A 21,573-nucleotide genomic window follows, 5' to 3' on the forward strand; every position below is an offset into this window, starting at 1 on the left:
ATTGTCTAAATAAATTTTGAAGAGGTCATCATGTCTATATTCACAAAACAGCTTTGGGATAAAAAATTATTTAACGGTTCATGGCAGTCTGCCCAAGATAGCTACAGTGTGATTGAGGTTGCAACAGGTCAAGTGCTTGGTGAAATCGGTTATGCGACTGCCGCTGATGTGGTGAGTGCTGCACAACAAGCCAAAGCCGCCCAACAACAATGGTGGGCTTTAAACTATCAAGAGCGTCAGGCAGTGTTTGAGCGAGCTACTGTTTTACTGACAGAAAATCAAGCGGAAGTGATTGAGTGGCTGGTTAAGGAAAGTGGCTCTTTACAACTGAAAGCGGGCTTTGAAGTAAGCATAGCGATTCAAGTGCTTAAGCATTGTATCGCGTCACCTGCAACTGAACAGGGCACATTATTACCTACGCAAAATGGCAAATTAAGTATAGCGAAACGCTTGCCCTTAGGTGTTGTTGGGGTCATTTCTCCATTTAACTTTCCACTGTACTTAGCTTTACGTGCTGTGGCTCCTGCTTTGGCCTTTGGTAATGCGGTGGTGTTAAAACCTGATGAGCGTACAGCAGTGTGCAGTGGCTATGTGATTGCACGGATTTTTGAACTTGCAGGATTGCCCAAGGGACTACTACATGTATTGCCAGGTGGGGCAGAAGTTGGTGAAGCACTGACTTTGGATAAAAATATTGCCAGTATTCAATTTACAGGATCAACTCAAGTTGGACGGATTGTAGGGGCGAATGCGGCAAAGACCTTAAAGAAAGTTTCCCTAGAACTGGGTGGCAAGAACTCATTGATTATTTTGGATGATGCGGATATTGAGTTGGCTGCAGAAAATATTGCATGGGGTGCATTTTTACATTCGGGGCAAATTTGTATGACCTCAGGTAAGATTTTGATTCACCAAAAAATTTATCAACAGGTCAAACAGCGTGTAATTGAAAAAGTGCAGAATTTTGTGGTGGGGAATCCTTGTGACAAGAATGTCACCATTGGGCCATTGATCAATGCCAAACAAGCACAACGTGTAGAACAATTGGTCAGTGCTGCGGTTAATGAAGGCGCAACATTGGAAATCGGTGGACATGCCGATGGGGTATTTTTTCAACCGACTGTACTGACCGATGTGACTGCAAATAATCCGATTTTTAGTGAGGAGATTTTTGGTCCTGTTGCGGTGTTGATCCCGTTTAGCTCAGATGAACAGGTCATTGAATTAGCCAATGATGGCGATTATGGGCTTTCAGCAGGCATTATTACCTCCAATGTAGGACGTGGTATGCAACTCGGAGCGAAGCTTAAAGTGGGCTTGCTACATATCAACGATCAAACCGTAAATGATGAAACGGTCAATCCATTTGGTGGTTTTGGTTCATCAGGTAATGGTACGCGTATTGGCGGCCCTGCCAATGCCGATGAATTTACCCAGTGGCAATGGATTACTGTACAGGCTCAAGCGCCACATTATCCTTTTTAAACAATTAAATAAATTATTACAGGACGTTAAACCATGAGTGAATTAAAAGATATTATTGCCGCAGTGACCCCATGTAAAGGTGCTGACTTTGAGCTGCAAACTTTAAAAATACGTCAGCCTCAAGATGATGAAGTATTGGTAAAAGTAGTTGCTACAGGAATGTGTCACACCGATTTGATTGTACGTGATCAATATTACCCGGTTCCGCTGCCTGCTGTTCTTGGACATGAAGGGTCAGGAATTATCGAGGCGATCGGTCCTAATGTAACCGAGCTTCAAGTGGGCGATCATGTGGTTTTAAGTTACGGGTATTGTGGAAAATGTAGCCAATGTAATACTGGAAATCCTGCCTATTGTTCAGAGTTTTTTGGACGAAATTTTAGTGGGGCAGATTCAGAAGGGAATCATGCACTTTGTACCCATGATCATGGCGTGGTTAATGATCATTTTTTTGCCCAATCCTCCTTTGCAACCTATGCTTTAAGCCGTGAAAATAACACGGTTAAAGTGACCAAAGATGTACCAATCGAACTATTAGGACCATTAGGTTGTGGCATTCAAACAGGTGCGGGTGCATGTATAAATGCTTTAAAAGTGACACCAGCCAGTAGTTTTGTGACTTGGGGTGCTGGCGCTGTTGGTCTGAGTGCTTTGCTTGCGGCAAAAGTGTGTGGTGCTTCGATCATTATCGCTGTTGATATTGTTGAATCTCGTTTGGAGCTGGCAAAAAAATTGGGTGTAACTCATGTGATCAATAGTAAAACTCAAGATCCTGTGGCGGTGATTAAAGAGATTACCGATGGTGGAGCCAACTTTGCATTGGAATCTACTGGGCGACCTGAGATATTAAAACAAGGTGTTGATGCGCTGGGGATTTTAGGTAAAATCGCCGTAGTAGGTGCACCTCAATTAGGCACAACTGCACAATTTGATGTAAATGATCTGTTATTGGGTGGGAAAACTATTTTAGGTGTCGTTGAGGGGAGTGGTTCGCCCAAGAAATTTATCCCTGAGTTAGTCCGTCTATATCAACAAGGGAAATTTCCATTTGACCAACTTGTAAAATTCTATGCATTTGATGAAATCAATCAAGCTGCGATAGATAGTCATAAGGGTATTACACTCAAACCGATTATTAAAATTGCATAATGTTGCATGGCATACTCATTGATGAGCATGCCATTTCTTTGATTTTAACTTTTTGGTGCTCTAAATTATTTTAGATCTTTCTTCGCTTTTCCAATAATTTTCCAAATAACAAACCAAGCTCAAATAATAACCACATTGGGATCGCGAGCATAATCATGGAAATGGCATCGGGTGGTGTTACAAACATGGCAATAAAGAAGCAGCCCACCACAATAAAGCGGCGTTTTTCAATTAAACTTTGAGTGCTAACCACACCAATCAAAATCAATAAAAGTGTGATCATTGGAATTTCAAAAGTCACCCCAAACACCAAAAATAACTTTAAACAAAAGCTGAGATAACTATTGATATCGGTCATGGGTGCGACGGTTTCGGGTGAGACACTGATGAAAAAATGCAGAATAGAAGGAAGTACAATAAAATAAGCGAAGGCAATCCCAGCGTAAAATAATAGGATGCTACCTAACAACAAGGGAAGTGCCAGTGATCTTTCTTTTTCATAAAGTGCGGGTTTTATAAAACTCCAAAGCTGGTAAATAATAAAAGGCATTGCCAGCATAATCGCCACAAAAAAATTAAGTTTAAAGGGCGCCATAAATGTTGCAGTGACATCTGTAGCGATCATGGAGGAATTCGCTGGGAGCTGTGCTCTTAAAGGCTCTGATAGGAGTTGATAGGTTCGATTGGCAAAGGGCAATAAACAGAAAAATAGTATTAATAAAACCCCTATAGTTTTAAACAAGTGTTGACGAAGTGCTACCAAATGTTCAGTCAGAGGCATTTCCGGTAATTCTTCAGATGCTATTTCTTTCGAAATCACTGGTGGGTGCGAGGAGTGAGGGAGCTGTGTATTCATGCGATCACCTTTAATTCTACAGGAGACGAGGCTTTTGGCACGGCTTTATGATCATCAGATGGTTTTTGTTGATACTGTAAATAGTTTTCCAAATAGCGAGGTGTATATACGAAGTAATACGCTTTTTCATTCAACAAGTCATGGTAAATCAAGTTCTTTAACTTTGATGCTTTTTCAGTAGTGCTGGTATAGGTCTGATCTTTTGCTTCGCTTTCTACCGTTTGCTGTTGTAGTTCGAAAAGCTGAGATTGCATTTTTTGTTCAAGCTCAGCTATACGCTGCATTTCTTGTTGGACCTGCTCACGTAATTCAGATAACCGCAGTTCACGGTCAATATCCTGTTGGGCATTGTTCACAAAATGCATGAGTTTGGCATACCATTTCCCCGCAAAACGAGCGGCTTCTGGTAGTTTTTCTGGCCCAAGTACTAAAAGGGCGACAATCCCAAACACAAAAAGTTCAGACATTCCAACATTGAACATCTATATCATCCCTAAAACTTAGCTATTAATGGTTGAATCTGATGGTTTCTTAGTCTCCTCATGCTCAAGCGTTTTTGAATCTTTTAATGCCGTTGTTTCTTCATCATGCATTGATTTTTTAAAGTCTTTGACTGCTCCACCAACATCTTTGCCAATATTTTTGAGTTTAGATGTACCGAATAATAAAATAACTACAATTGCAAAAATGAGTACATGCCAAATTGATAAACCAGCCATAGCTTTCTCCTTTTTAATTCCTGTCCATGAGAATTAATTTTTACTGTATTGATAACAAATATCTATTTATTCATGTCATTGCTTAAAATATCCTAATCATTTAGGACGTTACAGTTAAAACGAGTGTATTTAAAACTAATACGTTAAGTTGAGTTTTTAAAAGAGGAAATTCCAATAAATTTACAAGAAAATTTTCTCTTTATGGTCAATTAAATTTCGTTCAGTCCCTTGTCTATTCTTGTTTAAATGGTCTTTTAATATCGAAATAGTATCGAAAATAATCATTGCTATGTTTCAGTTGTTGTCTAAGTAATACCTCTTGTAATTAGTGTATTCATATGGTTGAACATGAATCACGGGCAAACCTCTTTATGGGATTTCTGATCAAGTACATTTCTAACATACTCCATAATTTGATTCTGTTCCAATACTTCAATCAGCTGATAGCCCTTTAAGGGTTGGTCAGGTCCAACATTCATGAATAGACCTGAACCAGATAACTTAAATACAGGTATAACCAGCATCCGCCGTAATGATTGAACCTGTGATTAGGCTTGAGGCATCGGAAGCAAGAAACTGGACGATAGATGCAATTTCATGAGGTTGCCCCATACGCTTAGCGGGTGTCATATTCAGCCATTGATTCATTAAATTATCTTGGCTTTCAAGATTTTTTAATAATGGTGTCTCAATATATGTGGGTGCAACAGCATTCACACGGATATTACGTTGGGCCCATTCAACCGCAAGAGATTTAGTTAAATGATGGACACCTGCTTTTGATGCATTGTAGTGACATTGCGGTTGTGGCACGTTGACAATCTGTCCTGACATTGAACCAATATTGATGATTGATCCTCCTCCAGCATCTAGCATTTGACGGGCAAAGCCACGACAAGTCTTAAAGATGCCAGTCAAGTTGATGTTGATGACATTATCCCAGTCTTCATCTGTCATGTGCTCAGCCGGAGTATTGGTTACAATGCCCGCATTACATACCAATATATCTAGTGCTGGTAAAGCTTGAGCAAGCGCGTTAATCGCTGCACTATTCGTGACATCTAATCTTTCCGCACGTGCAAGATAGCCCTTGGCCTTTAACGCTTGTACAGTTGTTGTTGCACGATCCATAACAAGGTCAGTACAGATAACTTCAGCGCCTGTAGCTGCAAGAGCTTCAGCGATTGCTGCGCCTATGCCTTGACCTGCACCAGTGACCAGAGCAAGTTTATTACTTAAGTCCATTTTCTTGCGATAATCCATATCTTTTCTCTTTGTCTTTTCTGATTTTATGTGATGAGTGAGCATCGTAACGGTTCACCACGTAAACTGCGTAATGCTTCTTCAGCGGCTAAGCGTTGTAAGGTATCCACTGATGTATCTGAAAAAAAAGCTGCGTGTGGTGACATGATTAAATTAGGCGCAGTTCGCAAAGGGGAGTCTATTGGTAGGGGTTCTTGGGCAAACACATCAAGTCCTGCTCCTGAGATTTGTCCATTGACTAAGGCTGCTGCCAATGCTGTTTCATCAATCAATCCACCTCTTGAACAATTGATGATGATTGCACCCTGAGGCATTTTTGTCATCGCCTCAGCATCAATTAAATGACGAGTTTCAGGGGTCAGTGGAACATGCAGTGATAAAACATGGGCCGAAGAAATCACTTGATCTTGTGACATCAAGCGAACACCTGCCGTTTTTGCTTGTGCTTCGGTGACATAAGGATCAAAGCCAATAATATGACAACCAAAGGCTGCTAGGCGTGAGGCATAAGCTTTCGCAATTCGCCCCAGTCCGATGAGACCTACTGTGGTATTGCGCAATGAACGAACGCCAGTAACCATTTGATCGATCTTCCATTCACCCGCATGTATACCTTTATCATACTGGTTGAGTTTACGTGCCATCATCAAAGTCATGGCAGCAGCATGGTCTGCCACTTCTTCAATACCATAATCAGGTACATTACAGACATGTATGCCCAGTTGTTTCGCTGCAGCGAGGTCAACATTATCGACACCAACACCATAGCGTACAATGGTTGCACCAGCTGCCATGGCCTGCATCACACGATGGGTCATTGGTGCAAAGTTGTTGAGTACTACATTTGCTCCTGCAACGGCTTGTACTGTTTCTGCTTCACTACGGCATTGAAATGCTGCAAAACTTGCCCCAGCAACTTGCGCGGCTGCTTGCTCATGTCGTGTATTGCCAAAGGCTTGATCAGTGACCACTAATTTCATTAGAGCACTCCTCGTCTTACTAAATTACGCATCAGTGCACGGGTTCCATAAGTCCATGGTTGTGCTTGATCAGCATAAACAACAGTATTACGTAATGTACCTAAAAGCGGAGTTGAGATTTCGACCACGTCACCAGGTTTATGGGTAAAGCCAGAACCTTGACCTTCTCGATCTTGTGTTGGTGCAAACATGGTGCCTAAAAATAACATAAAGCCATCTGGGTACTGATGCGAGTCATTGTAGGTTTGTGCAACTAGATTTGCTGGTTTACGACTGATTTCCGCCATATTGGAGTGTCCCGACATGCTGAAACCATCTTCTGCACCAGTTACAGACATGTGAAGAGTGGCATTCTCAATATCGCTAAGGGTGAAATCTGAGTCAAATAGACGGATAAATGGGCCAATTGAACATGATGCGTTATTGTCTTTTGCTTTGCCGAGTAAGAGCGCTGAACGGCCTTCAACATCGCGTAGATTGACATCATTGCCCAGCGTTGCACCACGAATATTGCCTTGGCTATCCACCGCCAACACTATTTCTGGCTCAGGGTTGTTCCATGCTGAAATCCGATTAATCCCCACTTGTGCGCCATAACCTACAGCCGACATGGGTTGTGACTTGGTGAAAACTTCTGCATCTGGTCCAATACCCACTTCGAGATATTGTGACCATAAACCTTCAGCAATCAAGGTTGCTTTAACTTCGGCTGCTTGTTCAGAACCCGCTTGAATATTCGACAAACTCCCACCGATCAGTGTACCTATACGTTGACGTAATGCTTCGGCACGAGCAGGATCACCAGAGGTTCGTTCATCGATGACGCGTTCAACCATACTTTTGGCAAAAGTAACGCCACACGCCTTTAAGGATTGAAAGTCACAAGGTGCAAGTAAGCAAGGATGATCAGCATGGTAGCCTATTTCCGCTGGTTCAAGCACAAAATCATCAACTTTACCAAGCACTTCACCTTTGATTTTGTCGAAACGACCAGCAGGATCATTATCAAGAAAGTCAGCCATTGAGATGACTGACTCAGTGACATCAATCAGTATATTGTCACGTAAGATGACAACGGAGGGGCCTTTATGAGGAAGCCAAACACGTCCAACCAATTTGGCGCTGTTGAGTGATGTGGGTAACATGGAGAATCCTTCCTTTGTTTATCATTTCTTCTATCTAGTAATACTACTTTTTAATTTTAGCTTTGGTCAAGTAGTGTATTGAGTATATGCAGATATTATTCGTTTATATCTATGGGTTTTGTGTGTATACAATTGTTTTTTATTTATAAATTATTTTATTTTTATTATTGATTTTGATATTTTCCCAAAGGATATTCAGATAATTTATAAATTATTCTTGCATAAAAATAGTATTACTATATATTTTAACAATGAATAACAAGATTACTCGCATAGGAAGGCGTGAAGTAAATGATGAAAAATAATGCTTTAGCTGAATCAATCGCTGTATTCGACGGTACTTTATATGTCGATGGAAAATTTTCTAAAGGTAAAGGACCTCGCTTGCCTGTGCTAAACCCTGCAACGGGTGAGGTGATTGGTCATATTGCTGCAGCAACAACTGATGAGATTGATGCGGCTGTTTCTGCTGCACGTCATGCATTTGCTTCATGGTCTAAGCTTGTGCCAAAAACTCGTGCAATAGCTTTGCATCGTTTAGGTGATGTTATTGCTGCTGATGCCTTGAATATGGCGATGATTATGACGGCTGAACAAGGTAAACCTGTCAATGAAGCGAAAGGTGAGATTTTGAAACTTGCTGAAGCTTGCCATTTTTATGCTGAAGAAACCACACGTGTACATGGTGAAATTATTCCAAATGACCAATCCGGATTCCAAAGTTTAGTTGTACGTGAACCTATTGGTGTAGTTGCTGCAATTACACCATGGAACTATCCAGCTGAATTGGTTGGATGGAAATTATGTGCCAGTCTTGCCGCTGGGTGTAGCATTGTAATTAAACCCGCTGAATTGACCCCATTTACCGCTTTAGCAATTGCACAAAAATGCCATGAAGCAGGTATTCCAGCAGGTGTTGTCAATGTGTTGACGGGGAAAGGCTCACAAGTGGGCCAAGCACTGGTAGAGCATCCGCAAGTGGATAAAATTGCGTTTACTGGGTCAAGCGCAGTTGGCTTGCATATACAGCAAAGCTGCCCTCAAGTGAAACGTATGACTTTAGAATTGGGTGGTAATTGTCCTTTGATCGTGACTGCGAGTGCAGATATTGATGCAGCTGTAAAAGGTGCAGTACGTCGAAGTTTTCGAAATTGTGGGCAAATCTGTATTGCCATCAATCGTATCTATGTTCATCGCTCAGTATATGAGGAATTTGTCTCTAAACTTGCTGTGGCCGCGGATGCATTGAGTGTTGATAATGGCTTGGAAAATCCATCTGCTGATTTAGGCGCAATGGCATCTGTCGAGCCTTTGGATAAAACGCGTTCACATCTTCAGGATGCTTTGCTTAAAGGCGCACGATTAGTGGCTGGCGGTAAGGTTCCTGAAGGGACTCAATATACAAAAGGACATTTTTTCCGCCCAACTGTGATCGTGGATTGTAACCATAGTATGCAAGTCATGACAGAAGAAACCTTTGGCCCTTTGGTTGGGGTCGCACCTTTTGATCATTTGGATGACGCAATCACCTTTGCAAATGATACCCCTTATGGTTTGGCGGCTTATTGTTATGCACAAAATTTGAAAGAAATTCATAAAGTTTCAGCGGGTCTTGATTATGGGAATGTCGCGATTAATAACGTTGATGCTGGAATTATGAATGCTGCTTATGGGGGGCGTAAGCAGAGTGGTGTTGGCTACGAGCATGGTCGTGAAGGATTGCTTGAATATTTTAATTTCAAACATGTTCGTTTACACCATGGTGTGGAGAATTGATTTATGCAAGTACTTCTAGGGATAGATATAGGAACTTCAGGATGTAAGGCTTTATTGATTGATATTGATGGGAAGGTTGTTTCAGCAGATATCGCAACTTATCCATTGTCCAGACCTCGACCAGGTTGGACAGAGCAAGATCCTGAACTTTGGGTGGAAGGTGCGCGTCAGGCTGTGGCTGGAGCCTTGGAAAAAGCGCCACCCGTTCAAATATTGTGTATTGGATTGTCTGGACAAATGCATGGCTTGGTTCCACTCGATGCTTCACAGCAAGTCTTACGCCCAGCCATTCTATGGAATGATCAACGTAATCAAACTGAATGCGATGATATTGCTGTGGCGGCTGGTGGATTGAATGGACTGCTTGCTGCTACCAATAACCGAATGTTAGTCGGGTATACAGGTGGCAAAATTCTTTGGATGCAACGTCATGAGCCTGAATTGTTTGCACGTCTGCGAACCATATTGAACCCGAAAGACTATTTACGTTTACGTCTGACTGGTGTGATTGCTACTGAAGTTTCTGATGCTTCTGGTACAGGTTTATTTGATGTGCGTTTACGACAATGGGCAACGGGTTTAATCGAAAAGATCGGTATTGATCCAGAGATGCTTCCACCGGTATTTGAATCGCAAGTGATTTCAGGACGAGTCTCAGCAGTAGGTGCAGCATTATTTGGCCTTCCAGAAGGGGTGCCTGTAGCTGGTGGTGGTGGTGATTCCGTGATTCAAACTTTTGGTTCAGGTGTTATTGAGCCTGGTGAGTTGCAAACTACACTTGGTACAGGGGGGATTCTCGCTGCTGCATTAAATTCGCCACAAGATAACCCTGAAGGAGGTTTGCAGGTTTTCTGTAATGTGGCTGCTGATAAATGGCATTGTATGGGCGTGTCTCTCAATGCTGGCAGTGCAATGACTTGGTTTCGTGAGAATTTTTGTTATGCCAATGGGGGGCAGCATCTTTCATTTGATCAAATTGTTGAAAAGGCCACAGCGAGTACGGCTGGTGCGAAGGGTTTACTGTTTCTACCTTATCTTTACGGTGAGCGTTGTCCTCATGCTGCCCCTAAAGCGCGTGGCGCACTGATTGGTTTAACTGCACGACATGACTGTGGTGATATTGCCCGCTCCGTCATGGAAGGCACCGTTCATGCTTTGGCTGATATGTATTCTTTGATGAAGCCATTGGGCATTGAAAAACATGTGATCAAAGCTTCTGGTGGGGGTGCTAAGTCTTCACTTTGGCGACAAATTCAAGCAGATTTATTCGGTTGTGATGTCGTGACAACAGATGGCGCCGCTGAGGGTGCAGCCTTTGGCGCAGCATTGGTTGCGGGTTTGGCAATTGGGGTTTGGCCGAATGCATCGAATGCAATTAAAAACTTTCGTGCAATCTCGCGAGAGCAACCCAATGTTGTTGTTGCTGATGTGTATGCACAAGCGCATGAGTTGTATCGCAGTCTCTATCCCATATTGGGGAAAACGCTCACTGCGCTTAGTTCTCCAATTTTTGACCAATAATTCTCAGGAGCTTTTTATGACGGTTTATTCTGCATTTATCTTTGATTTAGATGGCACGCTGATTGATAGTGCACCCGATATTGCGGAGGCTTTAAATATTGGCTTTGCTCAAAATGGCTGGCCAAAGCTTGAAGCAACTTTTGTTGAGAAATTTCTTGGTAATGGCCCACGTCGGCTGATTATCGATATTTTAGATGAGTTGGCTGTTGTATATGACGAAGCGACATTACAGCAAACTTTAGAATGTTATCAGCAAGCATATATGGCAAACCCAGCTGGTCATACCCGAATCTTCCCACACGTTCGGGAAGATCTTGAGGCATTAAAATCGGCAGGTATAAAATTGGGTATTTGTACCAACAAAACACATGCGATCACTGCTAAAGTGTTGCAGCAGTTGGGCTTATCTGAATTATTCGATGTTGCATTAGGTGCAGATGCTGTGCCTGCCTGCAAACCAGATCCGAAACATTTACTCGCTGTGGCAGAAGCGATGAATTTAGTTTCTGGTGGCTGGGCTTATGTTGGTGATACACCCATTGATCAACAAGCCGCAGTGAGTGCAGAGGTGCCTTTTTTTGTTGTACCTTGGGGCGGTGGCCCAGAAGTGAAAATTTCCGCCAAACAACGTTTAAGTCGTTTGGCGGATTTATTGCAAGTTTGATTTGATGTGCTGTCAAGTGGCGGCTAGGAGTGTGGTGGTATGACCGTCAGTTTGTTACAGCGGATTCTTCAAGAAAGTGAAAATATGCATCGTGCTGAACGACGTGTGGCTGATTTTGTGGTGACATCGCCATCTGAAGTGATTCAGATGAGTATGGCGAGTCTGTCAGAAGTCTGTTCTGTGAGTGATCCAACCATTATGCGCTTTTGTCGCCGTTTTGGTTTTGAGGGCTATCAGGATTTAAAACTTCATTTGGCGCAGAGCTTAGTGCCATCTGCACCATTTGCTTATGAGCAAATTATTCCGAATGACAGTATTGAAAATATTGTGCGGAAAACATGCCGTAATTCACTGAATGCAATTCAGCGCTTGGCCGAAGATTTAGTGCCAGAGCAAATCACGGCGGGAGCAGGTTGCCTACAAGCAGCAAATTGGGTTGGCATTTATGCTACAGGAATGTCTGAAATCAATGCTGTGGATGCAGAACATAAATTTCAACGACTGGGTATCCGCTGTCAGGCCTTGCTTGGTACAAAGCACCAACGTATTCATGCCGATAGCGCCAAACCTGAAGAAGTTATTTTGATTTATTCGCAGTCTGGACATACGCGGAAAATGGTTGAGATTGCCAACATTGCCCGTAAACGTGGTGCAAAAGTGGTTTCGATTACGGCACATGATAGTCCATTGGCGCAGATTTCAGATGTGCTGATTGCCGTGCAGCCTTATGAGCATACTGAGCTTATGACGCCGTTGGCTTCACGTCTGAACCATCATCTGGTGACCAATATGTTAGTCACTGCGATTGCAATCGCAAGTGGTAGTCAATTTCCTGATCAATTGCCGGCGCTTGATTTATGGCACACGCATAAGATTTGATCGATTAAAAACAGCAGTGAAGCTGCGTAAGTAACAGGAGTACTGAATGAGTAATCAACAGGATGAAGCAAAAAAAGTAGCAGGACGCCGAGTAATTCAGGATTTTATCCATGATGGGATGAAATTGGGCTTAGGTTCTGGAACGACGTCGCATTTTTTTGTTCGAGAGTTGGGTGCACACATCCGAGAACATGGATTAACCCTGACGTGTACCACCACTTCTCGTTCAACCATTGAGGTGGCACAGCAAGTGGGGATTGAAATCACGGATCCCAATGAGATCGGTGAAATTGATCTGACCATTGATGGTCCAGATGAAGTTGATCACCAGTTTAATATGATCAAAGGCGGTGGTGCGTGTTTGCTTTGGGAGAAGATCATTGCACATGCTTCTAAACAAATGATCTGTATTTGTGATGAAACCAAGATTGTCGATTGTTTGGGTGGCTTTCCGCTTCCAGTTGAGGTGGTGCAATTTGCATGGAAGCAAACCTTACCCATGGTTGAACGTGTACTTGCAGAACATGGTATTGACAATATACGGATTGAACGTCGAATGCGTGATGGGCAACCCGTCGTGACAGACAGTGGTCATTTTATTCTAGACTGCCATTGTGGGCCAATAATCAAAGATCCATCACCATTAGAGATTGAGCTCAATCGAATTCCGGGTGTGGTCGAAAATGGTCTGTTTACCCGTGAAGCGGTGGGGATGGTGGTGGCGTGTTTTGATGGGACCTCTTACGTCAAAATGCGATAATATAGTAAAACTATATTTTATTGTTATAAAACTAAAATCGATTTACCAGAATAAAATGGTTGATATTTCTCTTAAATATCCGTGTTTATTATATATTTAAGCTTTTATTGTTTAATTTTAAGTATCTATTTATTGTATCTAAAGATTATTTTTAAATATTCTGTATGGGATGTTATTGACAGTTTAATTAAAAATGTAGTATTACTAGATTTAATAGATAAGGAATAAAGGAGATATTCCAATGACAAAATCAAATCAGGGCGGAATAACCCGCCGTAATCTATTTAAAAGCGCAGTTGCAGCAGGTATAGGACTGAGTTTGGGGGGAGGGCTTATAGGATGTAGTCGTTCTACATCAACTGCAACTCGTCTTTCAATTCCATATTCCAATAAAAGTCTTGATTACTACTTTTTTGTGATTCAAGAAGAAGCAGTCAAACGAGCAGTGAAAGCAAACTCAGGTGATTTTCAGGCCACCAATGCAAACTTTGACAGTACCCGTCAGCTTGAGCAGTGGCAGAGCTTACTGCTGTCAAAACCATCTGCCATTATTTCAGATTCAATCGATAGTCAGGCGATAGTTTCTGCAATCCAGCGCTATAACCAGCAAAAGATTCCAGTCGGTATCATCGATACGCCAGCCGATGGCGGTGATGTCGCAATTACTGTGAGCTTTGATAACTTTCAAGGCGGTGTCATTGCCGCAGAGGAAATTGTGAGCCGCCTGGTCAAAAAGTATGGAAAACCAAAAGGTAAAGTCTTGAACTGTTTTGGTGCTTTAGCTTCCGTTGCATGGCGTTTACGTAAAGAAGGGATGGATTCAGTTTTTGCAAAATACCCAGAAATTACTTACTTGTCTCGGCCTAGTGAAGGGCAACTTGAAAAAATGCTTGCGGTGACACTGTCAACCTTATCTGAGCATCCGGATCTTGATGCAGTACATGCCCCCTCAGACTCTCCTGCGCGCGGAATTGCAACTGCATTGCAACAAAGAAATCGCTGGAAGAAGGTCGGTGAGGAAGGCCATGTTATTTTTGTGACGATTGATGGTGAGCCAATTGCTTTGAAATGGATTCAAGACGGCTATATGGATGCTTGTGTATCACAAGATCCAATTGCTTATAGCGAGATTGCTGTTGAGATGTTAACTAAACATTCATTGAAGAATGAAGCAGTTCCTTTGGGTCAATATCAAAACAAAAAATACTTTTGGGAAAGGGGTGAAATTGTAAAGGGTAAGACAGGACCAACACTGATTATTCCTGCTTTTGTCATCAATAAGGAAAATGCGAGTGATACAAGACATTGGGGGACTGTGGCCGAGAAGGATTGGGGCATTCCATATGCTTAATTAGTATTTAGGGTGAAAGACTTGTTCCAATGGTGACAAATAAGGAATGTTGAGAGAAAAAATGGGATTACATGAATGGAATATAGAAAAGGCAATTGATGAGAAGATTCTAAGAATTGAAAATGTGACTAAAAGCTATGGTGTGGTTCAAGCTTTGCGCGGAGTGACAGTTGAAATTCGAAAAGGTTCTATTCATGGACTGCTTGGTGAAAACGGTGCGGGTAAATCCACACTGGTTGGCATCATTTCGGGACAAGTCACTCCAACATCTGGGCAGATTATTTTAAATGATCAAATACTTGCGCATGTTGATGTGAAGACAATGGAGGCTGCGGGTGTTTTTTTAGTGACACAAGAGCCGATGATCATCGATAACATGACAGCAGAAGAAAATCTGATGTTGGGTATTTGGCCGAATAGAAAGGGTTTTATCAATTGGAAAACTTTATGTCGTAATGCAAGTCGCATGCTTGAAGGAACGAATATTGATGCCAAAGCGTTAGCAGGTCATTTAAATGCGGTGGCGCGACGTAAGTTGAATATTTTACGGGCGATGTTCTCTGGTGGCCGTGTGATTATTTTGGATGAGCCAACAGCTGCGTTAACAGTCGCTGATCGCCGTCAATTATTTGATTTTATGCATAAATTAAAAGCAACGGGTGTGACGTTCATCTTTATTTCACATTATAACGATGAAATTCTTGAAATTTGTGATGCAGTGACCGTATTACGTGATGGCCGTTTGGCAGGCGGTTCTGAAAACGTGAGTAACATGACATCTGAACAACTGACTGAATTGGTGATTGGGAGAGACCTTGCACTTTTTCAACGGGAGCGATGTGATTACACCGGTCAAACGCCAGCAGTTTCTTTAAAAAATATATATGGGAAAGATTTGGCATTGGATCAACTGACGATTGGTCCAGGCGAAGTGATTGGATTTACAGGTCTACCTGGCGCAGGTGCAAAAGAAATTGCTCGAGCAATTTTTGGATTACATCCTGCAAAAGGCTTGATCTCAATGCGTGGAGAAGACGCTCGGCCTTTAGCAACATCCCCTCACGAAGCCTTTGATATGGGAATTGCTTATCTTTCAGATGATCGTCGTCATGATGGTGCAGTTGGACAAATGTCCATTGGTTCTAATATCGCACTTTCCTCTTTATCACTTCGATCTAAGTCAGGTTTTATCGATGGAAAGGCAGAAGCTTTAGTGATCACGCATTATTTTAACGCAATGGGGGTGAAAGCTCCCAATGCTGAATATGCAGTGGATACATTGAGCGGTGGTAATCAGCAGAAAGTTTGCCTAGGACGAGTACTGGCAGCAAAACCACGGTTGCTGATGGTGGATGAACCGACACGTGGAATTGATATTGGGGTGAAGCAAGATGTATTGCGCATTATTGATGAGCTGAGTCGTGCTGGTGTTGCTGTCATCATTGTTTCAACAGATATGGATGAATTGGTACGTGTGGTTGATCGAGTCTGTATTTTTGATGAAGGGACTGTAAAAGAAACATTGACGGGTAAGGATATTACTGTCAACCGTCTACGTGCATCTGTTCAAGCATGATGTCACTAGACCATGAGAAGGATAGACGGAATGAGTAAGGAGAGATGCAATGCGTAATGAACTAGCAGTAGATAATAAGATCCCAACGGCTACACCAAAGAAAAATACACGAGAAATTTTAGGATGGGTACTCCACAATGTTGTTTGGATTTGGTTGATTGCTTTGGTCATCATCTTTGGTGCATTTAATGAATATTTTCTCACCATTTTTAATTTACAAAATATCATGGTACAGGCAACAGTTTTAGGTCTTTTGGGCTTGGCTGTAGCATTACCTCTATTGATTGCTGAAATCGATCTTTCAATTCCAGCAAATGCGGGTTTTTCCGCAGCTGTTGGTGCGCTTGCTTATTCTGATTGGGGATTGCCATGGTTTGCGGCGATTTTACTGGGTTTATTGGTCGGGACTTTTATTGGGTTCTTTAACGGTTGGTGTATCACCCAATTAAAAATGGTTGCACTCATCCAAACCTTAGCAATGATGATTATTCTTCAGGGTGCGCTTTTGGCCTTAACACAAGGAAAAACTCTCAATAATTTTGCGGAAGGTTATACCTGGATTGGGCAAGCAACTTTAGGTACTTGGCCAATAATGCCTGTGGTGTTTCTGATCATGTTGTTGATTATTGGCGTGATGCTCAAGCATACCGTTTTAGGTCGCTCTATCTATGCTGTAGGCGGAAATCCTGCTGCCTCACTCTCTGCTGGGATTCGAGTTAAGCGTATCAAGATCATGACTTATACCATTTCAGGATTTCTTGCTGCACTTGCAGGGTTTTTACTGGCTTCATGGCAAATGGCGATTACATCAAATCAGGGATCAAGTTATCTACTCTATGCGATTGCGGCACCAATTATTGGTGGTGTCAGTGTGTTTGGTGGGCGTGGCAATGTGAAAGGTGTGCTAGGTGGTGTATTACTACTTACGATCATTCAAGTTGGACTTGCGATTATTAACGTTCCATCTTTTTATGTCGGAATGATTGGTGGAATCATGATTTTCATTGCTGTACTGATTGATGCTTTCCGCGTCCGTTATTTTGGTTAATTTACTCAACTTGGTATAGGAAAATAGCACAATGTCTTTTAAACCACATGGTAAGCACTTAATCGCAGGGAACTGGGTTGCTACTGATCAGACCTTTAGCAATGAACCTACCGAAGGTTCAAAATTTAATTTTTCTATTGGTCATGGTGAACTTATTAATGAAGCTTGCCAGGCTGCTGAAGATGCATTTTGGTCTTATGGCTATTCAGCGCTTGAGGAGCGAGCTAGTTTTTTAAATATTATTGCTGATGAAATCGAAGTAAGGGCCGATGCGATTACCCAGATTGCAACCCTAGAAACAGGTTTACCGAAGGCGCGGCTGGAAGGAGAGCGTGGACGTACTGTGGGGCAACTTCGACTATTTGCTGCTCATATATTGAAAGGTGAATTTTTGGATCGTCGTCATGACGTTGCACTTACGGATCGAAAGCCATTGCCACGTCCAGACATTCGTTTGATACAACGTCCAATTGGACCTGTTGCAGTGTTTGGTGCGTCAAATTTCCCACTGGCATTTTCAACAGCAGGTGGTGATACAGCATCTGCATTGGCTGCGGGGTGTCCAGTTGTGGTTAAAGGACATGAGGCTCATCCGGGTACAGCGGAAATCGTTGCTGAAGCAATTCATGCTGCAATTAAAAAATGTGGTCTGCATGCTGGCGTATTTAGTCTGTTACATGGTGGAACATTAGATGTCGGTCAAACCTTGGTACAACACCCATTGATCAAAGCTGTTGGATTTACAGGTTCGTTGCATGGTGGGCGTGCTTTATACGACCTTTGTGTGACGCGCCCAGAACCGATCCCGTTCTTTGGTGAACTGGGTTCTGTCAATCCAATGTTTATTTTGCCAAATGCGATTGCAAAGCATGGCGCTGAAATTGCAAAAGGATGGGCTGAATCATTGACATTAGGTGCTGGTCAGTTCTGTACTAATCCTGGGGTTGCAGTATTGATTGAAGGTTCAGAAGCAGATGCATTTATTCAAACTACCGTGGAAACACTTGAGTCTATTCCAGCACAGGTCATGTTAACCCATGCTATTGCTAAGGCTTATCGTGAGGGGCAACAACGTTTGGCAAACACAGCAGGTGTAGACGAAGTCTTCACTTCAAACTGTGAGTTGCGCAATGCAAGTCCATATTTGTTTGTCACAACAGGAAAAGTCTGGTTGGAAAATAAGACCTTAGAGCAAGAAGTATTTGGACCACTCGGTTTAGTGGTTATTGTTAAGGATATGGGTGAATTGATGCAAGTGGCCAAGTCCCTTGAGGGGCAGATTACCTGTACGCTTCATCTTGATCAAGCAGATCATCATGTTGCAAATCAATTACTGCCTGTGCTGGAACGTAAAGCAGGTCGTGTTCTTGCAAATAGTTTCCCAACTGGGGTTGAGGTATGTGATGCCATGGTTCATGGTGGACCCTATCCAGCTTCAACAAACTTTGGCGCAACCTCTGTAGGCACGCTGGCGATTCGTCGCTTTATGCGTCCTGTGTGTTATCAAAATATTGCGGAAGACTTACTTCCTGTGGATTTACGTTAAGTAAAAATCAAGTGCAATGTGCTTGAAAATAAAGGCAATGAGATGAATTAAAGGAGATGGTTTTATCTCATCATTAAAATCTAGGCTCAAATGAAATAAATAAAATTCTAACGAGTGATGTTCTTATTCTATCCAACTGAGTATATCAGGGGATAAGGCAAACTCATGCTTAAAAAAGGAATTTAAAATGAAAACAAACTTATGGATTGTTGGAACAACGGTTTTTTTATTGTCTCAGATTGCATCTGCTATTGAATTTGGTGGCTATTTCCGTACTGGAATAGGGGCAACTGAAAATGGAAAAACGCAAGAATGTTTTCAACTCACTGGTGCTCCTACCAAGTATCGTCTTGGAAATGAATGTGAACAATATGGAGAATTATTTGCAAAACAGAACCTTATAAAACTCAAAGATAATTCCGAGATTAACATCAACGGAATGCTTCAGTTTTATAACCAATATGGGCAAACATTAAGTTTTAATGACAATAATGGTTTTACCCGAATGAACCAGATTTATTTGGATTGGAGGAATATTTCCTATCTGAATGGGGCAAATGTCTGGGCGGGCAGGAGATTTTATCAACGTAATGACATTCACATGTCTGATTTCTTTTATTGGAATCAGAGTGCTACTGGCTTCGGTATTGATGATTATAAAATCAATGATTTGTCCTTAAGTTATGTGTTTTCCCGAAAAGATAATGTATTTCAGGAAAAATATATTAATCGACATGATGTGACAGTGAAAGGGATTCCAATTGGTTCTAAAAATAAAATCAATACTGGTTTGTCATTGATTGATGCAGATGACATGGGCTGGGCTCTGACTGTGCAAAATGTCACGGCTGAGGTATTGAATGGTAAAAATACCGTGGCGCTACAATACGGTCAAGGCGCTGGGATCGGGTTGAGTTATACCGGAAACCCTGAACTGGATCGTGATACTTCTTCACTGCGCTTTCTTGAAATATTGGATTGGACTTCAGACAGTAAGAAATTCAATGGGCAAGCTCAATTTATTTATCAAAAAGATCAACTAAAGAATCAAGAAGATCGTGATTGGATTTCAGTGGGCTCTCGGGTGGCATATGTGGTTCAAGATCATTTTAAAATTTCAACTGAAATTGGCTATGACCAAATTAAAGCAAATGACCAGACTCGCAATCTGACCAAACTCACGCTTGCACCAACGTGGTCTATGAGAGGTACGGGTTATTATGATCGTCCAGAACTTCGCCTCTATTACACCTATGCATTTTGGAATGATAATGAACAAAAAATGAGGGATTTGGCTATGCCGAATAACAATTTTCAGAATGTTAGCCATGGTTCAAATTTTGGTGCTCAATTGGAATATTGGTGGTAATGCTTTGATTGATTATTAAAAAAGAGTGGTCTTTTAAGATCGCTCGTTTTTAACAATGTGATTCAATTAAAAATGGCATCAACCATTGCAATACAACCACAGTGGAATACGTCAGCAACAGAAGAAAGTCAAAACAAAAAAAGCAACAATGCAAAACAACACCCAAGGAAGCAATCACAATGAAAGCATTGGTACTGGAAGAAAAAGATAAACTGCAAATTCGTGATATTGAGATCAATGAATATCTAAGCGCAACTGATGTCCGCATCAATATTGCTAAAGTGGGCATTTGTGGGAGTGATGTTCACTACTATAAGCATGGACGGATTGGTGATTTTATTGTCAATGCTCCGATGATCCTTGGTCATGAAGCGAGTGGGGTGATCATTGAAGTGGGTTCGGCAGTTAAGCATTTAAGTATTGGTGATCGTGTATGTATGGAGCCAGGGGTTTTTGAGCCAAATTCTCAAGAAGCGATGCAAGGTCGGTATCATCTTGATCCAAATATTCAGTTTTGGGCTACACCACCTGTGCATGGTGTGTTACGAGAGTCTGTGGTTCATCCTGCAAATTTAACTTTTAAGTTGCCAGACCATATCAGCCTCGAAGAAGCAGTGCTGGTTGAACCTTTGGCCTCAGGTGTACATGTGGCTCGCAAAGTGGGTATTTCACCTGGTGATACTGCTGTGGTTGCTGGTGCTGGGACGATTGGTGCTTTAATGGCATTAGCATTACTCGCATCAGGCTGTAGTCAAGTTATCATCACGGATATAAAACAACAGAAGTTGGATTTTTTAGTGCAGCATTATGGCGGGCGTTTAATTGCGTGTAATGTCGCACAGGAGGATTTAAAGTGCTTTGTGCAGCGACACTTTGCTGGTGGTGCAGATATATTTGTCGATTGTAGTGGTCATGCAAGTGCAATTGCAGCAGCGCCAGATTGTCTAAAACCTGCAGGCAAACTGGTTTTTGTTGGGATGCCCCAACAACCCGTACCAATGGATATTGTTGCCATGCAGATCAAAGAGATTGAGACAATTTCAATTTTCCGTTATGCAAATGATTATGAACGTTCTATCGCTCTACTTGCTTCTGGTCAAATTAATGTGAAGCCTCTAATTTCAAAAAATTTTCATTTTAATCAAAGTATTGAGGCATTTAAGTTGGCAGCATCGGCACCTGCAGATGTGATTAAAATTATTATTGATTTTGAGCGGTAATTTATTAATTATTAGTCACTTAGATATGTGAGGTGGGATATTTATATTTAAAAATGAAGTGTTTAGAAATATTCAATAAATTGAATCTTAAAGTGGTTCTATATTTATGTGTATGAGATCAGATATTAATCAATAAAGGTAACTTTCTTATATTGTATACTCACAATCTAAAACTCAAAAACAGAGAGGATTTATTTAATTCAACAGAAGAACTTTAACACCTATTCAAAGCTTATAAATAAAAATATCACATGATATATCTTTAA

At 41.7% G+C, this 21,573-nt stretch carries 20 protein-coding genes; 13 read left to right on the forward strand and 7 right to left on the reverse strand.

Annotated elements, in window-relative coordinates; translation table 11 throughout:
* Positions 1-30 precede the first annotated feature (30 nt).
* Positions 31-1,485 (forward strand): benzaldehyde dehydrogenase, encoded by a 1,455-nt coding sequence (locus tag ACG9ZL_RS12420; protein WP_336954078.1) that lies wholly within the window; start codon positions 31-33, stop codon positions 1,483-1,485.
* A 33-nt stretch (positions 1,486-1,518) separates the two neighbouring features.
* Positions 1,519-2,634 (forward strand): NAD(P)-dependent alcohol dehydrogenase, encoded by a 1,116-nt coding sequence (locus tag ACG9ZL_RS12425; RefSeq protein WP_419360204.1) that lies wholly within the window; start codon positions 1,519-1,521, stop codon positions 2,632-2,634.
* 70 nt (positions 2,635-2,704) lie between these two features.
* Here ACG9ZL_RS12425 and tatC read toward each other — a convergent pair whose 3' ends face one another.
* The 7 genes from tatC to ACG9ZL_RS12460 all read right to left on the reverse strand — a co-directional run bounded on the left by tatC (position 2,705) and on the right by ACG9ZL_RS12460 (position 7,597).
* A complete protein-coding gene (gene tatC / locus ACG9ZL_RS12430; protein WP_419360206.1) occupies positions 2,705-3,490 on the reverse strand; it encodes a twin-arginine translocase subunit TatC in 786 nt (261 codons plus the stop codon).
* Positions 3,487-3,972 carry a Sec-independent protein translocase protein TatB gene (tatB, locus tag ACG9ZL_RS12435; RefSeq protein ID WP_419360208.1) on the reverse strand — a complete coding sequence of 162 codons (486 nt, stop codon included), beginning with the start codon at positions 3,970-3,972 and terminating at the stop codon, positions 3,487-3,489. Before tatB ends, tatC begins: the two co-directional genes overlap by 4 nt.
* Positions 3,973-3,990: 18 nt before the next feature.
* Positions 3,991-4,209, reverse strand: a complete 219-nt coding sequence (gene tatA / locus ACG9ZL_RS12440; RefSeq protein WP_419360210.1) for a Sec-independent protein translocase subunit TatA — start codon at positions 4,207-4,209, stop codon at positions 3,991-3,993.
* A gap of 353 nt (positions 4,210-4,562) precedes the next feature.
* Positions 4,563-4,688, reverse strand: coding sequence for a hypothetical protein (locus ACG9ZL_RS12445; protein ID WP_419360211.1), 126 nt, complete (start codon positions 4,686-4,688; stop codon positions 4,563-4,565).
* 22 nt (positions 4,689-4,710) lie between these two features.
* A complete protein-coding gene (locus ACG9ZL_RS12450) occupies positions 4,711-5,472 on the reverse strand; it encodes an SDR family NAD(P)-dependent oxidoreductase (RefSeq protein WP_419360213.1) in 762 nt (253 codons plus the stop codon).
* A gap of 26 nt (positions 5,473-5,498) precedes the next feature.
* Entirely contained in the window at positions 5,499-6,452 is a 954-nt protein-coding gene (locus tag ACG9ZL_RS12455) for a C-terminal binding protein (RefSeq protein WP_419360215.1), read from the reverse strand.
* Positions 6,452-7,597 (reverse strand): fumarylacetoacetate hydrolase family protein, encoded by a 1,146-nt coding sequence (locus ACG9ZL_RS12460; RefSeq protein WP_419360217.1) that lies wholly within the window; start codon positions 7,595-7,597, stop codon positions 6,452-6,454. Before ACG9ZL_RS12460 ends, ACG9ZL_RS12455 begins: the two co-directional genes overlap by 1 nt.
* Before the next feature lie 291 nt (positions 7,598-7,888).
* Between ACG9ZL_RS12460 and ACG9ZL_RS12465 the strand changes: the two genes are divergently transcribed.
* The 11 genes from ACG9ZL_RS12465 to ACG9ZL_RS12515 all read left to right on the forward strand — a co-directional run bounded on the left by ACG9ZL_RS12465 (position 7,889) and on the right by ACG9ZL_RS12515 (position 21,307).
* Positions 7,889-9,373, forward strand: coding sequence for an aldehyde dehydrogenase family protein (locus ACG9ZL_RS12465; RefSeq protein ID WP_419360219.1), 1,485 nt, complete (start codon positions 7,889-7,891; stop codon positions 9,371-9,373).
* 3 nt (positions 9,374-9,376) lie between these two features.
* A complete protein-coding gene (gene xylB / locus ACG9ZL_RS12470; protein WP_419360221.1) occupies positions 9,377-10,894 on the forward strand; it encodes a xylulokinase in 1,518 nt (505 codons plus the stop codon).
* Positions 10,895-10,910: 16 nt separating this feature from the next.
* Positions 10,911-11,558 (forward strand): HAD family hydrolase, encoded by a 648-nt coding sequence (locus ACG9ZL_RS12475; protein WP_419360223.1) that lies wholly within the window; start codon positions 10,911-10,913, stop codon positions 11,556-11,558.
* Between the two features lie 39 nt (positions 11,559-11,597).
* Positions 11,598-12,437: a MurR/RpiR family transcriptional regulator gene (locus ACG9ZL_RS12480; RefSeq protein WP_419360225.1), complete on the forward strand. Its 840-nt coding sequence runs from the start codon at positions 11,598-11,600 to the stop codon at positions 12,435-12,437.
* A gap of 46 nt (positions 12,438-12,483) precedes the next feature.
* A complete protein-coding gene (gene rpiA / locus ACG9ZL_RS12485) occupies positions 12,484-13,197 on the forward strand; it encodes a ribose 5-phosphate isomerase A (RefSeq protein WP_419360227.1) in 714 nt (237 codons plus the stop codon).
* A 241-nt stretch (positions 13,198-13,438) separates the two neighbouring features.
* Complete coding sequence (locus ACG9ZL_RS12490) at positions 13,439-14,548, forward strand: sugar ABC transporter substrate-binding protein (protein ID WP_419360229.1); 1,110 nt, start codon at positions 13,439-13,441, stop codon at positions 14,546-14,548.
* 46 nt (positions 14,549-14,594) lie between these two features.
* On the forward strand, positions 14,595-16,124 hold the full coding sequence (locus tag ACG9ZL_RS12495) for a sugar ABC transporter ATP-binding protein (RefSeq protein WP_419360231.1): 1,530 nt from the start codon (positions 14,595-14,597) through the stop codon (positions 16,122-16,124).
* Between the two features lie 49 nt (positions 16,125-16,173).
* Positions 16,174-17,172 carry an ABC transporter permease gene (locus ACG9ZL_RS12500; RefSeq protein WP_419360233.1) on the forward strand — a complete coding sequence of 333 codons (999 nt, stop codon included), beginning with the start codon at positions 16,174-16,176 and terminating at the stop codon, positions 17,170-17,172.
* A 31-nt stretch (positions 17,173-17,203) separates the two neighbouring features.
* Positions 17,204-18,718, forward strand: a complete 1,515-nt coding sequence (locus tag ACG9ZL_RS12505) for an aldehyde dehydrogenase (NADP(+)) (protein ID WP_419360234.1) — start codon at positions 17,204-17,206, stop codon at positions 18,716-18,718.
* Positions 18,719-18,905: 187 nt separating this feature from the next.
* Positions 18,906-20,087: a maltoporin gene (locus ACG9ZL_RS12510; RefSeq protein WP_419360236.1), complete on the forward strand. Its 1,182-nt coding sequence runs from the start codon at positions 18,906-18,908 to the stop codon at positions 20,085-20,087.
* Positions 20,088-20,266: 179 nt separating this feature from the next.
* A complete protein-coding gene (locus ACG9ZL_RS12515; RefSeq protein WP_419360237.1) occupies positions 20,267-21,307 on the forward strand; it encodes an NAD(P)-dependent alcohol dehydrogenase in 1,041 nt (346 codons plus the stop codon).
* Positions 21,308-21,573: the final 266 nt, after the last annotated feature.

The sequence above is a fragment of the Acinetobacter legionensis genome, assembly GCF_048551735.1.
GTDB lineage: Bacteria > Pseudomonadota > Gammaproteobacteria > Pseudomonadales > Moraxellaceae > Acinetobacter.

Excerpts from the sequence above, each read along its gene's own strand:
- ACG9ZL_RS12425 (WP_419360204.1), top strand. The coding sequence starts at position 1,519 with ATGAGTGAATTAAAAGATATTATTGCCGCAGTGACCCCATGTAAAGGT.
- ACG9ZL_RS12505 (WP_419360234.1), top strand. The coding sequence starts at position 17,204 with ATGTCTTTTAAACCACATGGTAAGCACTTAATCGCAGGGAACTGGGTT.
- ACG9ZL_RS12480 (WP_419360225.1), top strand. The coding sequence starts at position 11,598 with ATGACCGTCAGTTTGTTACAGCGGATTCTTCAAGAAAGTGAAAATATG.
- ACG9ZL_RS12500 (WP_419360233.1), top strand. The coding sequence starts at position 16,174 with ATGCGTAATGAACTAGCAGTAGATAATAAGATCCCAACGGCTACACCA.
- xylB (WP_419360221.1), top strand. The coding sequence starts at position 9,377 with ATGCAAGTACTTCTAGGGATAGATATAGGAACTTCAGGATGTAAGGCT.
- ACG9ZL_RS12495 (WP_419360231.1), top strand. The coding sequence starts at position 14,595 with ATGTTGAGAGAAAAAATGGGATTACATGAATGGAATATAGAAAAGGCA.
- ACG9ZL_RS12420 (WP_336954078.1), top strand. The coding sequence starts at position 31 with ATGTCTATATTCACAAAACAGCTTTGGGATAAAAAATTATTTAACGGT.
- tatB (WP_419360208.1), bottom strand. The coding sequence starts at position 3,972 with ATGTTCAATGTTGGAATGTCTGAACTTTTTGTGTTTGGGATTGTCGCC.
- ACG9ZL_RS12460 (WP_419360217.1), bottom strand. The coding sequence starts at position 7,597 with ATGTTACCCACATCACTCAACAGCGCCAAATTGGTTGGACGTGTTTGG.
- ACG9ZL_RS12465 (WP_419360219.1), top strand. The coding sequence starts at position 7,889 with ATGATGAAAAATAATGCTTTAGCTGAATCAATCGCTGTATTCGACGGT.
- ACG9ZL_RS12490 (WP_419360229.1), top strand. The coding sequence starts at position 13,439 with ATGACAAAATCAAATCAGGGCGGAATAACCCGCCGTAATCTATTTAAA.
- ACG9ZL_RS12450 (WP_419360213.1), bottom strand. The coding sequence starts at position 5,472 with ATGGATTATCGCAAGAAAATGGACTTAAGTAATAAACTTGCTCTGGTC.
- tatC (WP_419360206.1), bottom strand. The coding sequence starts at position 3,490 with ATGAATACACAGCTCCCTCACTCCTCGCACCCACCAGTGATTTCGAAA.
- ACG9ZL_RS12445 (WP_419360211.1), bottom strand. The coding sequence starts at position 4,688 with ATGAATGTTGGACCTGACCAACCCTTAAAGGGCTATCAGCTGATTGAA.
- ACG9ZL_RS12475 (WP_419360223.1), top strand. The coding sequence starts at position 10,911 with ATGACGGTTTATTCTGCATTTATCTTTGATTTAGATGGCACGCTGATT.
- tatA (WP_419360210.1), bottom strand. The coding sequence starts at position 4,209 with ATGGCTGGTTTATCAATTTGGCATGTACTCATTTTTGCAATTGTAGTT.
- ACG9ZL_RS12455 (WP_419360215.1), bottom strand. The coding sequence starts at position 6,452 with ATGAAATTAGTGGTCACTGATCAAGCCTTTGGCAATACACGACATGAG.
- ACG9ZL_RS12510 (WP_419360236.1), top strand. The coding sequence starts at position 18,906 with ATGAAAACAAACTTATGGATTGTTGGAACAACGGTTTTTTTATTGTCT.
- rpiA (WP_419360227.1), top strand. The coding sequence starts at position 12,484 with ATGAGTAATCAACAGGATGAAGCAAAAAAAGTAGCAGGACGCCGAGTA.
- ACG9ZL_RS12515 (WP_419360237.1), top strand. The coding sequence starts at position 20,267 with ATGAAAGCATTGGTACTGGAAGAAAAAGATAAACTGCAAATTCGTGAT.